General features: G+C 70.2%; 11 protein-coding genes. 10 read left to right on the top strand and 1 reads right to left on the bottom strand.

What is annotated here, in order from left to right:
• Nucleotides 1–209: 209 nt before the first annotated feature.
• Nucleotides 210–527, bottom strand: a complete 318-nt coding sequence (locus ACIP6U_RS19610) for a hypothetical protein (RefSeq protein WP_401719130.1) — start codon at nucleotides 525–527, stop codon at nucleotides 210–212.
• A 1,190-nt stretch (nucleotides 528–1,717) separates the two neighbouring features.
• Between ACIP6U_RS19610 and ACIP6U_RS19615 the strand changes: the two genes are divergently transcribed.
• The 10 genes from ACIP6U_RS19615 to ACIP6U_RS19660 all read left to right on the top strand — a co-directional run bounded on the left by ACIP6U_RS19615 (nucleotide 1,718) and on the right by ACIP6U_RS19660 (nucleotide 14,391).
• Entirely contained in the window at nucleotides 1,718–2,221 is a 504-nt protein-coding gene (locus tag ACIP6U_RS19615) for a hypothetical protein (RefSeq protein ID WP_401719133.1), read from the top strand.
• Between the two features lie 106 nt (nucleotides 2,222–2,327).
• Nucleotides 2,328–4,475: a trypsin-like serine protease gene (locus ACIP6U_RS19620; RefSeq protein WP_401719136.1), complete on the top strand. Its 2,148-nt coding sequence runs from the start codon at nucleotides 2,328–2,330 to the stop codon at nucleotides 4,473–4,475.
• A 27-nt stretch (nucleotides 4,476–4,502) separates the two neighbouring features.
• Nucleotides 4,503–5,267 carry a DUF6193 family natural product biosynthesis protein gene (locus tag ACIP6U_RS19625; protein WP_401719139.1) on the top strand — a complete coding sequence of 255 codons (765 nt, stop codon included), beginning with the start codon at nucleotides 4,503–4,505 and terminating at the stop codon, nucleotides 5,265–5,267.
• Between the two features lie 131 nt (nucleotides 5,268–5,398).
• Nucleotides 5,399–9,457: a polymorphic toxin-type HINT domain-containing protein gene (locus tag ACIP6U_RS19630; protein ID WP_401719142.1), complete on the top strand. Its 4,059-nt coding sequence runs from the start codon at nucleotides 5,399–5,401 to the stop codon at nucleotides 9,455–9,457.
• Nucleotides 9,458–9,769: 312 nt separating this feature from the next.
• Nucleotides 9,770–10,108: a MerR family transcriptional regulator gene (locus ACIP6U_RS19635; RefSeq protein ID WP_401719145.1), complete on the top strand. Its 339-nt coding sequence runs from the start codon at nucleotides 9,770–9,772 to the stop codon at nucleotides 10,106–10,108.
• A 244-nt stretch (nucleotides 10,109–10,352) separates the two neighbouring features.
• Nucleotides 10,353–10,556 (top strand): cold-shock protein, encoded by a 204-nt coding sequence (locus ACIP6U_RS19640; RefSeq protein WP_055489522.1) that lies wholly within the window; start codon nucleotides 10,353–10,355, stop codon nucleotides 10,554–10,556.
• 329 nt (nucleotides 10,557–10,885) lie between these two features.
• Entirely contained in the window at nucleotides 10,886–12,406 is a 1,521-nt protein-coding gene (locus ACIP6U_RS19645) for a DEAD/DEAH box helicase (protein ID WP_401719148.1), read from the top strand.
• A 156-nt stretch (nucleotides 12,407–12,562) separates the two neighbouring features.
• Complete coding sequence (locus ACIP6U_RS19650; protein ID WP_401719151.1) at nucleotides 12,563–12,850, top strand: SCO5918 family protein; 288 nt, start codon at nucleotides 12,563–12,565, stop codon at nucleotides 12,848–12,850.
• A gap of 39 nt (nucleotides 12,851–12,889) precedes the next feature.
• Nucleotides 12,890–13,645: an ANTAR domain-containing protein gene (locus ACIP6U_RS19655; RefSeq protein ID WP_401719154.1), complete on the top strand. Its 756-nt coding sequence runs from the start codon at nucleotides 12,890–12,892 to the stop codon at nucleotides 13,643–13,645.
• Complete coding sequence (locus ACIP6U_RS19660; protein WP_401719156.1) at nucleotides 13,642–14,391, top strand: GAF domain-containing protein; 750 nt, start codon at nucleotides 13,642–13,644, stop codon at nucleotides 14,389–14,391. The genes ACIP6U_RS19655 and ACIP6U_RS19660 overlap by 4 nt, the downstream gene beginning before the upstream one ends.
• The last annotated feature ends 20 nt before the right edge of the window (nucleotides 14,392–14,411 follow it).

The raw sequence follows: 14,411 nt of genomic DNA on the forward strand, positions 1-14,411 counted from the left end.
AGCAATGAACTCTTCCCCGGAGATGCCAAGTTTGCGTCGCGCAGCGCGGTCTACAATCTCCGCTCCGGCCGCGTAATCAACTTCAACGACTTCAGGCACAACCGCAATGAGATGTGCTGGAGGTTGAATAGCATTGCCAGATCCTGTGACCTGCACAGATCCTTGGTTCGTACTGGCTGTAGAGTTCAGACGCACAGCATATGTTGAAGTCACTGTTCCCCCCCTTGGGCGTCAAACTTAGCCGCCGTTTTCTCAAGAACGTCAATTAGCTCCCCCAGGAACCGCCGGGACACAGCGAGTCGCGCAACGGTCCGCGCTGGGACGTAGCTCAGTTGCTTCGCCTGGTCACGCACGGCATCCTCGTCCTGCCCCATCAGCACGGGAGGCGTTGCGCTACCAAAGGCAAGGTAGACATGATCACTATCGAACTGTGCGATCGCCTGGTTAGAGCTGAGCAAGGGCAGGTCGTCAAGCCCCACCCACAGGAGTGGGACCGCGACCGTCCTGGCGGTGTCGTTGTCTCCCATACATCACATCCTTGCATGCCCCTCGGACATCGGATATAGGGCCGGCCATCTGTCAGCCATCCGGCTTGCAACTCACACCAGGCTGACAGCCTCTACCGAGTCGATACCCAGCGGAGCGCAGTGCGCCAACCTCTGTGACGCTCTTCTGACGGCGCCACGCCGGTAGTGGCCAGCGTGGCAAGCAACTATGAGGCTCGCAGCAGGGGGCCAAACGGGGGGCCAAACCAGGCAGCCTGCCCGAGACCGCCGTGGACGGTAGCGGACGGACTAGGACACGCACAGGCAGTCCAACAGCGCACGAGCAAGGTCACGAGGGCCCCGATCGCGTTCGGGACGAAGAGGTCGTGGGTTCAAATCCCGCCACCCCGACAGTTGTGACACCAGGTCAGGGGCCTGATCCGCATCGCGGGTCGGGCCCCTGAGTGGTTGTGGGGGCCGTTTTGAGGGCGGACTTTGCCATACCCGCATCCCGGCCCCGCCACCCCGTCGCCGAGCCCGCTCGATCATGCGCCAAGCGCGGCGAGCCCCACGTGGTCATGGCGCGGCTCCCCCCGCCGGCGTCCGGTCGTCACCGCGCCGTCACTTCGGTATCCGTGTCGCGTACGCTGTTCGGCGTCAGATCGGCCATGGGTTGGATCTGGGGAGAAATGGCCGACGGGATCCGCGGATTTCGGCAGGCAGTACCGGAACCATCTTTTCCATTTTCCGGTCCCGGTAGCTGCGAAAGCAGTACGGGCGGTCCATCGAGAAGGAAGGCGACCGCCACCAGCCCCATTTACAGGCTTGGTTTCCAGCGCCTCGGCGTTCAATCGGATCCACCGCCCCCCGCATGACACATACCTCAAGCTCCGTAAGTCGGGCACCGTCCGCAAAAGCCAGTTTGCGACCTCGCGATCCCTGCGTTCGAGCTGCGTGCAGGCCATAGGTGCCCGGCCGCCGCCTTCGAGTCCGCCCGGCGCAAGGGCCCTGCTCACCCGCTCGGCAAATACCGCATGTCGGATTCTGGTGGTCATCTGAGCACACGCTTGGGCGCTACACCCTTACCCGCACAACCAGCGAAATAGCCGCGAATTAATCTCGTTGACGGGCGGCTTATTTGTGGTTAGATTGTGAACGGTCGTTAGTAATTCTGTTTCCACGGGGGGAGCGGCTTTCGGTATGGAATTTGCCGCGCCCGGAAGGAGGGTGCGGTGTTTTTCCGTGCTCGGAATCTGCTTTTTGCTGGGCTGGCCGTATTGATGGGAGCGGCGATAGCCGTTCCTCTCGCTGTCGCCGATGATTCCTCGGCGTCCGCGACCGACACTCCGCCCGTCGCGGTGGAGCGGTTCTCCTATCCCGGCGCGGCGGGCATTCTCACGTCGGACGGCATCGAGCTGAAAAAGGGTGACGGGCACATCCTGCTCGTCACCTGCGACGACTCCACCGACCAGATCCGGGTCTACACCGTGCTGGACAGCACCGTGGGCCGCAGGGGCGACTACTGCTTCAAGGCCACGGCGGCGTCCGGCTATCTCACGCTCTCGCTGCCCCGCGTCTTCGCCCTGGAGACCGGTGACCACCCGATCAGCGCCGACCTCACCGCGAACGGTGCCACGAGCACCGTCGATGTCGCTGAAGGCGGCTTCGAGAGCGTCGGCGAGGGCACCACGGGCGGCGCCCGCTCCGTGCTCGTAGAGATCCGTGTCACCGGCTGACCCGGCCGTGCCCAGCGTCAAGGAATCGAGAAACGTGACCTCCCTGCGTTCTTCCGCACGTTCTTCCGCACGTTCTTCCGCACGTTATTCCGCGGGCGCGGCGTTGATGGCGGCCGTCGCCACCGCCGGCGCCCTGCTCGCCGTACCGGCCCATGCCGTCACGGGCGACACCGTGACGGCCGGCTCCTATGCCTTCACCGCCAAGGTGTCCCTCGGCGCCGACGACACGGCCCGCGCGTGCAGCGGCGCCCTCGTGGCCTCGGACTGGATCCTCACCGCGGCGAGCTGCTTCGCCGCCGACCCCGAGGTGCCGACCGTCGCCGCGGGCAAGCCCGCCCTGGCGGCCACCGCCACCGTCGCGGGAAAGACGAGCGCCGTGGTGCAGTTGGTGCCGAAGGCCGGCCGTGACCTGGTGCTGGCCCGCCTCGCGCGGCCCGTCGTCGGCGTGACCCCGGTGACCGTCGCGTCCGTCGCGCCCGCCGCCGGCAACCAGTTGCGCGCGGTCGGCTACGGCCGTACCACCACCGAGTGGGTGCCGGACAGCCCGCACACCACCACCTTCAACGTGGACGCCGTAGGCACCGCCGACCTCAATGTCACCGGCCTGAACGGCGCGTTGTGCCAGGGCGACACCGGCGGCCCCCTGTTGCGCGAGACAGGCGGCACCGTCCAGCTGGTCGGCGTCGGCAGCCGGTCCTGGCAGGGCGGCTGCATGGGCGAGACGGAGACCCGCACCGGCGCCGTCGCCGCCCGCGCCGACGACCTGTCCGCCTGGGTGACCGCCACCACCGGAGCGGCGCCCGTCACCGACTTCAACTGCGACGGCGTCGAGGACATCGCGATCTCCGACCCCGAGGCCACGGTCGGCAGCAACGCCAAGGCAGGCCTGGTCCGGATCGTCTACGGCGGCGGCAAGGGCACCGCCGAGATCAACCAGGCGCTCGACTGGGTCAACGGCAGCGCGGAGGCCGGCGACGGATTCGGCCAGGCCATCGACACGGTCGACTACGACGCGGACGGCTGCACCGACCTGGTCGTCGGCACCCCCGCCGAGGACCTCGGCACCGCACCCGACGCGGGCATGGCCGACATCCTGTACGGCGCGACCGGCGGCCTGGGCACCGGCACCCTGAAGGACACCAACTTCCAGCAGGGCGCGGGCACCGGCTCCCTGGCCGCCTCCAGCTACGAGACGGGCGACCAGCTGGGCGCGTCGCTCACGGCCGGAGTCACCAACGCGGGCGAGCCGTTCGTGGTGATCGGCAGCCCGGGCGAGGACCTGGGCACCTCCCCCGACGCCGGCGAGGCCTTCTACGTCCACGGCAACGCCAACGTCTCCATCCACCAGGACAGCCTCGACGTCCCCGGTTCCATCGAGCCGAACGACGGCTTCGGCGGCGCCCTCGCGGCCGACTCCAACCACATCGTCATCAGCGCCCCGGGCGAGACCATCGGCACCACGGCCACCGGCGCCGGCAACCTCACCGTCTTCGACCCGAACACGCTGAACGCCGAGAGCCGCCCGACCCCGTTGTTCGGCCTCGACCAGGACCTGGCCACGGTGAGCGGGGGCGCGGAGGCCGGTGACGACTTCGGCCGCTCGGTGGCGCTCGTGCCCTACCGCCCGTCCGGGGCCGCCTCGGCCAACGAGTCGATCCTCGCGGTCGGTTCGCCGGGCGAGGGCCTGACCATCGACTCGGTCGCCAAGGCCGAGGTGGGCAACGTCCTGACCTTCGGGATCACCTCGACCGGCACCTACACCCAGCTCAACTCGTACATGTCGGGCACCGACAGCGACGACGTGGCCGGCACCTCCGAGGTCGGGGACCACTTCGGCCAGACCCTGACCGCGGTGAACACCGCGCCCCGCGCGGTGAGCACCACCGACACCCTCAAACTGGCCGTCGGTATCCCGGACGAGGTCATCGGCACGTCGGCGACGGGCGCGGGCGCGTTCAGCACCTTCTCGCTGCTGGGCTCGCCCGGCGCCAACGACCGCTGGACCGAGATCGGCGACGGCGACGGTGTCCCCGGCACCGCGGCCGCGGGCCAGCACCTCGGTGGCAGCATCCACTACACCGGTACGAACCTGTACGTCGGTCTGCCCTTCGGTCCGTCGGTCTACGGCACTCTGTACGCCCTGCCACTGTCCAACGTGACGGCCGGCGGCTCGGTCGCCGCGGTCACGACGTATCAGCCGGGCGCCGGCGGTCTGCCGGCCGCGGACGTCAGCTTCGGTTACGCGGCACGGTAGGAGCGTTCCGGCCGTACCGCCGAGCAGGTGGTACGGCCGGTTTCGCAATGCGACAATGTCCGGGTGAATTCTGAATTCTATGCGGACGTCATCGAAGCCGGCGGCCTGGCGAACGCGCTGGAACAAACGGCGGCCGGCCTCGATATCCCTCTTGTTCTCGTTGCCGGTCGAAAGGAAATAGCGGATTCGGTCGGTATCGACACCACGGCCGCCGGACGGCTCCCATTGTTGGTGTTCCCGCGCGCCGACGCCCGCGGCTTCCGGCTCGTCGGCCGGTCCAGAGAGGTCGACATCCTCACCGGGGAGGCACGGGAGCTCGGGGACGTCGTAGAGGCAGGTGCGGCCTGGGCGGCGGGCACGCCGGCGCCGGTGATGCGCGCCGCGCAGCCCTTCCTTCAGGTCGACGCGCTGGCCGAGGCCCATGAGCTCGGACCTGAGGCGGCGGTGGCGGCGCAGTGGGACCGGTTGAAGGAGAAGGCGGCCGACACTCCTTCCTTCCCCGAGTTCGGGCGGCTGGTGGAAGCGGCGTACGCGGAACCCCGGCTGCGGCGGCTCTTCCCGTTCACCAGCCACTGGACGGTCGCCTTCAGCTCCTGCACCGACGGCCCGTACCACGACGAGATCGCGATCGCCCCGCAGTACGGCGGCGGCCCGTACCTCGTCCTGCGGCATGCGAACACCGGAATGCTCGGTGAATCCGCCACCGCGGAAGAGGCGGTGACATTGGCTCTGTCGCACCTTCCGGAATCCGTCGGTCCGGCTGTGGCGGGTTTCACCGACAGACCTGAATAAACCTGAATAAATTCTCCGCAAGCGTTTTCCGCACCCCTCTGGTTATGCTCTTCCGTGGCAATATCCAGAATTCGACAAAAGGGAACAGCCGCCCGAGCAGGCAGCTTTCCCGGGGGTGGAAGAGGACATTTGTGAGAGGGAAACAATCCGGGCGCCCCGGAATAGGCAGGGGCGCCCTCAGACGCACGGCGGGTTCCCTGGCCCTGGCCGTGCTGGCCGGACTGCTCGGTGTGTACCCGGCCGCCGCCGACGACACGGCGGACGACACGGTCGTACCGCTGTCGCGCAGTTCCCGTCAGCAGGTGGTGGACCTCTGGGCGTCCGGTGGCAGCGAGGTGCGGTCGGCCGCCGAGGCCGCCCTGGTCGGTAGCGGTGACGACATCGCCGCCTTCCTCACCACCTACGGCGACCGGCAGGTCCAGGACTTCCGGGTCGAGGCGGCCCAACTGGCCAGTGTCGGAGGGGAGAACACCCTCGACGCCGTCCGCGCGGCGCTGGCCGGCAGCGACGGCGACCTCGCCGCCTTCATGAAGTCGGGCTGGGCGGAGCCCCTGGAACAGGATCAGCGGATCCTGGTCGCACGGGCGATCGACGCGGGCGGCCCCGAGGTGCAGGAGCGCGGCCGCACCGCGCTCGCCGGCACCACCGAGGACATAGAGGCCTTCCTCGACACGGGGATCACGGAGGCCCAGGAGCAGGACGACCGGGTCCTGCTGGCCCAGATCATCTCCACCGGCGGCACCAACGTGCGGGCCGCCGGACGGCTCGCGCTGAGCGGAACCACCGACGACATACGGGAGTTCCTGGACGTCGGTCAGTTCGTCGCCCGCAACCGGGACGAGGAGCACGCCAGCGTCGCGGAGCTCGCGGAACAGGCGGAGAAGGCGGGCAAGCTCGCCGCGGCGGAGACGACCAAGGCCGAGGACGCCTCCAAGGAGGCCGTCGAGGCCGCCGCACAGGCGAAGAAGGCCGCGCTGAAGGCGGCCGCGGAGGCCGAGGCCACCCAGGAGGACACCGAGGACGCGGCACGCGCGGCGAACCGGGCGGCGAGCGCCGCGTCCGGAGCCGCGAAGGCCGCGCAGCGGGCCATCTCCGCTGCCAACTCCGCCGAACAGTCCGCGCGGACGGCGGCGGCAGCAGCCGCCCAGGCCGCGGCGGCAGCGGTCGGCGCCGCCAACGCGGCCTCCGACGCGCGCAACGCGGCGGCGGCCGCCTCGACGGACGCCGCCAACGCGGACGCCGCGCGGAAGGCCGCGACCAAGGCCAGTGACGCCGCCAAGGGCGCGGACAAGGCGGCGGACGCAGCGGACAAGGCCATGAAGGCCGCCAACGCGGCCGGTGACGCCGCGGCGTCCGCTGCCAGCGCGGGCACCAACGCCGCCGCGGCGGCCGACGCGGCGGTGACCGCGAGCCAGTACGCCGGCGCGGGCAGCACCGCGGCGGCGAACGCCCGGGCCGCCGCTGCTTCGGCGCACCGGCAGGCCGCCGAGGCCAACCGGGCCGCGGGCCAGGCCGAGTCGCTCGCGCGCAAGGCGGCCACAGCGGCCGGCGAGGCGCGGGACGCGGCACGGTCGGCCGCCACGCACGCCAGGAACGCGGCGACGGCAGCGCAGGAGGCCGCCGACAGCGCGGTCGACGCGTCCAAGGCGGCCGCCAGGTCCACCGCCCACGCCAACGCGGCCACCGAGGCGGCGAAGGTCGCCACCGAGGCCGCCGCCCAGGCCCAGACCGTCTACACGCTGGCTCGCGAGGTCGAGGCGGAGGAGCTGCTCGGCCGGACCAACGCCGGCATCGAGAACGCCCGCGACCTCAAGGCACAGGAGACGGCCGAGCGGGAACAGCGCGAGCAGGAGGCCGCCGGCCTCGCCGAACAGCAGGCCACCGCCGAGAAGCTGGCGCAGCAGGCCGGGGCGGGCACCGACGACGAGGAGATCGCGGCGCAGGGCCGTCGACTCGCCCTGCTCGACATGAAGAACGGCGAGCCCTGGCTGCGCGAGGCCGCCCAGGAGGCGCTGGGCAGTGACACCGCGGGAGTCGTCGCGTACGTCCGCACCGGCCGGGCCGCGGCCCAGGCCCAGGACGACCGCACGGAGGTGGAGCGACTCGCCGAGGAGAGCTCCGTCAAGGAGGTCCGGGACGCGGCGGAGACCGCATTGGACGGTGGCACGGCCACGGTCAGCGCGTTCCTGAAGGACGGTCAGTACGAGGCCGGCCGGGAGGCGTTCCGGGTGGCGGTCGCCCAGGCGGCCGACGGCGGCGGCCCCAACGTCAAGGACAAGGCGCGCGCCGCGCTGAGCACCGGCACCATCGACGCCTACCGCACCTTCCTCACCAAGACCCTGGCCGAGGCCCAGGTACAGGACGACCGGGTGACCGCCGCGCAGCTGATCGACAGCGGCGATCCGGAGGTGAAGTCCGCCGCGCGGATCGCCCTCGAGGGCCCCGCCGACCTGCTGCACCGGTTCGTGCAGTCCGGGCAGTACACCGCGCAGCGCAAGGACTTCCTGTCCCTGACCCACCAGTTGCAGGTCCAGCAGCTGGTCGTCGAGGCCGCCCAGGTGGCCGCGCAGGCACAGCACGACGCCGCCACCGCCCAGGCCACCGCGGCGACGGCCCGCAAGGCGTCGGCCGAGGCACAGGACTGGGCGGCGCAGGCGAAGGCGTCCTCCGAGAAGGCCGCCGACTACTCCGCGCAGGCCGATCAGTACGCCGACGACGCGAAGGCGTCCGCCGCGCAGGCCGCGGAGTCGGCGAGGACGGCGCGTGCCGCGGCGAACCGGGCCGACGCGGCGGCGCAGAACGCCGCCAGGTCCGCCAGCGACGCGACCGTGTCCGCGGAACTCGCCCAGACCTCCGCCGGGTCGGCGTGGGCCTCGGCCGCCCAGGCCCAGACCTCGGCGGAGCGGGCCGGCAAGAGCGCGTCCGAGGCGGCGACCGCCGCGACCGAGGCGTTCGTGGCCACCGTCCAGAAGTACCGCGAGGAGGAGGAGGCCCGCCGCCGCGCGGCCGTCGCGGCGAAGGAGGCCAAGGAGAAGGACGGCGTCTCGGCCGCCGAGCTCTACCGGTGCGGGATCCTCGGCTGCGAGGCGATCGACAACCCCGGCCGGTGGTGCCAGCACCACGAGGCCTACTGCGACGTGCTCTCCCAGGGGCCCGCCTTCGAGGCGAGCATGAAGCAGCTGAACGACATCATCAACGCCATCACCGGTCTCACCCAGCTGGAGAACTGCGCACGCAAGGGCGATCTCGAAGCCTGCTGGGAGCTGAACAAGGACGTCATCATGTCGTCCAAGTTCCGCATGCTGGGCGCGGCCTACCGCACACTGCGGGTCCTCCAGCGCGGCTGCACGCAGTGCTTCCTGCCCGGCACCCGGGTCCTCATGTCGGACGGCGGCACCCGGCCGATCGAGAAGGTCCGGGCCGGCGACCTGGTCCGGGCCACCGACCCGGAGACCGGCGAGACCGCGGCCCGACGGGTCGCGCAGCAGATCGTCACGGAGTACGACGACAAGTACCTCGCGGCCCTCAGCATCCGGGGACCGACCGGCGACGTCAGCGAGCTCTCGGCCACCTACGAGCACCCCTTCTGGAGCGTCGACCTCCGCTCCTGGGTGCCCGCGGAGGACCTGCGCCCCGGCGACACCCTGCGCACGGACGGCGGCGGGACCGCCACGGTGCTCGCCAACCGCCCCTACACCCGTACGACCGTCACGTACAGCCTCACGGTCGCGGGGCTGCACTCCTTCTACGTCCTGGCCGGGAAGACCCCGGTCCTGGTCCACAACTCGGAGTGCAAGCCCCTGGTCCTCGGCCTGAAGGACTTTATCGAGGAGGCGACCACACAGCACAAGGGCTACAACTTCATGGACCCCAAGTACGCGAAGGAGGAGGGCAGGATGCCCGACGGAACGCCGTACGCCTCCTGGATGTCCGAGGTCACCAACGTGATGCGGAACAACGGCAAGATCGCCGTGAGCCTGAAGGGCTTCAAACCGATCAACGGCACATACCAGGAGAAGTTCGACAAAGCCGTAGAGAACTTCGAGAACGGCACCTGGAGTGCCACGGACTGGGAGATGGGCCAGCTCGTGAAGTACAACAGGTGGGGCGACCTGGACTGGGACAACGTGAAGTTCTATGACGACAACGGCGTGAAGGTGAGCATCGACCCGCCGAAGCCGAAGGAGTAGGCCGCCGGGGCAGCGCCCCCACCAGGGGCGCCGCCCCGCCCGCCGAGCACGGCAACCTGACGCAACACCCTGACACGGCCCTGTGACGCAGCCCTCGGTCCCCGAAGATCACGGAGCGAGCCGGCCTGCGGTCCTTCGAGGTGCGTGGTGATGCTGTCCGCGCCGTCGAGGGAAATCTGTCACGGCCAAGACACATCCGTGCGGCTCGCGGCGTTAGGGTTGGGGAAGGAGGCGGATTCGGTGCCGGATCCTGAGGGAACTCGGGTCGTGGACCCGGCCGGGCCGTCCGCCTCGCCCCGAAACGAAGGTGCCATGCCCGCTGAGATCGATCCCGTCACCGGCAACCTCGACGATGACGACTACCCGGCCTACACCATGGGTCGGGCCGCCGACGTTCTCGGCATCACCCCGGCCTTCCTGCGGGCCGTCGGCGAGGCCGAGCTGATCACACCGCTGCGTTCGGAGGGCGGTCACCGGCGCTACTCGCGGCGGCAGTTGCGGGTCGCCGCCCGGGCCCGCGAGCTCGTCGACCAGGGCACCCCCATCGAGGCCGCGTGCCGCATCGTGTCACTGGAGGACCAGCTGGAGGACGCCCTCCGGCTGAACGATGAAATGCGCAAGCTGCTGGCGGAGCGCGGCGCGGATATCTAGTGCGGCGGGTACAGAAACCGGGTGTTCGGCCGAGCCAGAATTCGTGATCGAACTCCAGATCAACATGGGGTTTCCGGCCGACCTGTGTTAGCGTGATACCAGTTGCAGTTTTGGTTACCAGAGACTTGTTTCACAGCCAGTTTCTTTGCAGAGCTTTCCGGATCTTTCCGGAGGGGTGATCATCGCGGCGACTCGGGATCGGCAAAGTGCAGGTCCCGGCACTGCCCCCCAAGGGAGATTCAATATGGCATCTGGCACCGTGAAGTGGTTCAACGCGGAAAAGGGCTTCGGCTTCATCGAGCAGGACGGCGGCGGCGCTGACGTCTTCGCCCACTACTCGAACATCGCCGCCTCCGGCTTCCGCGAGCTTCAGGAAGGCCAGAAGGTTACTTTCGACGTCACGCAGGGCCAGAAGGGCCCCCAGGCCGAGAACATCGTTCCCGCCTGATTGCTTGACGCATGACAGTAGCTGGGGCCCGCACTCTATGGGGTGCGGGCCTCAGCTCGTTCACTTTTCGCATGTTCCCAGCCGCTCTCAGCTGACTCCGGCCGTTACCTGCTGCGCCAAGCCAGTTCACGTTCCAGCCAGTACACGCTGATTCCCGCATGAGGGACCGCCTCGGTTTCATCCGCCGGTCGACCCCCGGTCGACTCCGGTTCACAAACCGCCAGGCGCGGCTTTCGCTATTTTCACGGCTCATTCTTGTGAATCCTCATGCGGCTATTCGCCGCTGGACGGAATTCCTCGATACGTGCCGTATCGAGGAGGGTTCCACCATGAACCGCGACCGTCGCAGCAGCAGCGCCAGTTCGGGCCGCGTCCGCACGGACAGGAAGTCCACGGGAGGATCCGGCTCCGCACACGGCAGCCGCTTCCGTACCCACGAGCCCCGCCGGACCTCGCGTCCGGCCGGCGCCGGGAAGAACGGCCAGGGCCCGCGCTCGGCCGGCCCGCAGCAGGAGTTCGCGCTCCCCACCACCGTCACCGCACCGCTCCCGGCCGTCGAGTCGTTCGACCAACTCGACATGCCCGAGGGCCTGTTGGCCGCGCTCGGCGCCGAAGGCGTCACCGTGCCCTTCCCGATCCAGGCCGCCACGCTGCCCAACGCGCTGGCCGGCCGGGACGTCCTGGGCCGCGGTCGCACCGGCTCCGGCAAGACGCTCGCCTTCGGACTGGCCCTGCTGGCCCGGCTCAACGGCAAGCGGGCACAGCCCCGGCAGCCGCTCGCCCTCGTCCTGGTCCCCACCCGCGAACTGGCCCAGCAGGTCACCGACGCGCTCGCTCCCTACGCCCGCGCCCTGCGGCTGCGGACCACCACCGTGGTGGGCGGCATGTCCATCGGCCGCCAGGCCAGCAGCCTGCGCGGCGGCGCCGAAGTCGTCGTGGCCACCCCCGGCCGGCTCAAGGACCTCATCGAGCGCGGCGACTGCCGCCTCGACCAGGTCGGTATCACGGTCCTGGACGAGGCCGACCAGATGGCCGACATGGGCTTCATGCCGCAGGTCACCGCGCTGCTCGACCAGGTCCGTCCCGGCGGCCAGCGACTGCTGTTCTCGGCGACCCTGGACCGCAACATCGACCTCCTGGTCCGCCGCTACCTGAGCGACCCGGTCGTGCACTCGGTCGACCCGACCGCGGGTGGTGTCGCCACGATGGAGCACCACCTGCTGCACGTGCGGGACACCGAGAAGCACTCCACCGCGACCGAGATCGCCGCCCGCGACGGGCGGGTGATCCTCTTCCTGGACACCAAGCACGCGGTGGACAAGCTGACCAAGCACCTGCTGTCCGTCGGTGTACGGGCCTCGGCGCTGCACGGCGGCAAGTCCCAGTCGCAGCGCAACCGCACGCTCGCCCAGTTCAAGGACGGTCACCTCACCGCCCTGGTCGCCACCAACGTGGCCGCGCGCGGTATCCACGTCGACAACCTCGACCTGGTCGTGAACGTCGACCCGCCGGGCGACCACAAGGACTACCTGCACCGCGGCGGCCGTACCGCCCGCGCCGGCGAGTCCGGCACCGTCGTCACCCTGGTGCTGCCGCACCAGCGGCGTTCGATGGACCGGCTGATGCAGGACGCCGGGATCACCCCGGCCACCAGCACCCGGGTCAGCCCCGGCGAGCCCGAGCTGCAGCGCATCACCGGCGCCCGCACCCCCTCCGGCGTACCAGTCGTCGTGGCGGCGCCCGCGCCGGCCGCGGAGCGACGTGACCGGTCCGGGGCACCCGGTCGTGGCCGGGGCGGACGGGCCGGCGGCTCCCGCGGGCGTCGTACCCCGACCCGCAACCCCCGCTAGTACCACCGCACAGGTCCAGGCACAGGGGTTCGCTCCCCGCGGTCAGGACGCCACCGCGCGTCCTGACCGCTCCTCCGTGTCACCGTCCGCCGCTGTACCCCGCTCTCTTCCCCTGCCTTCCCCTCGGTTCAACTCCCCTTTCTGTTGGAGGCATTCATGCGCTGTGTCATCGCCCGATTCCCCTTCGACCTGCGCAAGAACGAGGTCGAGCAGTCGATGGACGGCATCACGCCCGAAACCGTCACCGGTGTCTCCGTCACCATCGGCACGAAGGTCTACCCCGTCCTCCAGGTCGGTGAAGTGATCACCCGGCAGAACCGCCGCGACTTCACCACCGGCGAGATGCGCCGCGCGCTCACCCGGCTCGGTTTCGTGTGCCACGAGGCTCCGCAGCCCGCCCCGACCCGTACCGTTGCCCCCGACCAGGAATCGCTCGGCTGGTGAAGGAGCGGGGCCGCTGAGCCCCCGGCGGAACGGAGACCGGTGACCCGCGACGGGATGGCCGAGGCGCTGCGGTCGCTACGTGCCGGCAGCGGCGCCGATCCCGCGCGGACCACCGCCCGGGCGCTGGGCGTCACGGGCGTCGTGATCTCCGTCTTCCCGCTGCCGCCCGCGACCCCGAACGGCGGCCGCGCACCGGAACCGCTCTGGTGGTACCCGGAGTCGAGCCTGCGGTTCGAGGAACTGCAGTTCACGCTCGGCGAGGGCCCCGGCCCCGACGCCGACCGCGCCGGTCTCGCCGTACTGGAACCGGATCTCGACCGGGTGCGCCCGGACCGCTGGCCCACGCTGCTGCCGGCCGCCCGACAGCTCGGCGTCGACGGGGTCTGCTGCTTCCCGCTCGGCCTGGGCGCCGTACGGCTGGGCATGTTCACCCTGCTGTGGGACGGGCGGAGCAGTCTGGACGACGGGCAGCTCGCGGACGCGAACACGCTGGCCGCCGCCCTGACCGCGGCCCTGCTGGACGGACGGCGACCGGCCGACCGCCGCGACGGCAACGGCGACGAAGGACTGCCGTGGCCGGCCGACGGGCTGCACCGGGCCGTCGTGCACCAGGCGACCGGCATGATCAGCGTCCAGCTCGACATCCCCCTGGCCGAGGCCCTGGTGCGGCTGCGCGCCTTCGCCTACGGCAGCGAGCGCCTGGTCGGCGACGTGGCGGAAGACGTCGTGGCCCGAAGGCTGCGATTCGACGACGATGGAAGCGGGACCTACGCGCCCGTCGCTGGAGAGGGATGATCGGCATGACGCGGGAACAGCGCCTCGCGGAGGTGTTCGTCGAGATCGCGGACTCACTCATCGACGACTTCGACGTCCTCGACCTGCTACAACGGCTGTCCACGCGCTGCGTGGAGCTCCTGGAGGTCTCCGCGGCCGGCATCCTGCTCGCCGACCCACACGGTGAACTTCAGGTCATCGCCGCCTCCGACGAACACACCCGACTGCTGGAGCTGCTCACCCTCCAGCACGACCAGGGGCCCTGTGTGGAGTGCTTCCACACCGGTTCGGCCCGTACGAACATCGACCTCCGGCGCCCCGAGGCGGCCGCCGCCTGGCCACGCTTCACCCCGCGGGCCCGCGAACTCGGGTTCGTCGCCACGCACGCCATCCCGCTGCGGCTGCGGGACCGGGTGGTGGGCGCCCTGAACCTCTTCCAGACCGCCGCGCACCGGCTCGACGACGCCGAGATCTCGCTCGCCCAGGCGCTCGCGGACGTGGCCACCATCACGATCCTCCAGCAGCGCACGCTGGAGAAGTCCTATGTGGAGAACACCCAGTTGAACTCCGCGCTGACCAGCCGGATCCTGGTGGAACAGGTCAAGGGCGTGCTGGCCGAGCGCTGGGGCACCTCGGTCGACGACGCCTTCGCCGCGTTCCGCTCCTACGCCCGCGCCCATCACCTGCGGCTGACCGACTTCGCCCGGCACATCGTCGACGGCACGTTCGACACGTCCACCATTCCGGCCCCCGACGGGGTCGACTGACGGTCCCGGGTGGGCGGGCC

The organism is Streptomyces sp. NPDC088794, from assembly GCF_044750545.1.
Lineage (GTDB): Bacteria > Actinomycetota > Actinomycetes > Streptomycetales > Streptomycetaceae > Streptomyces.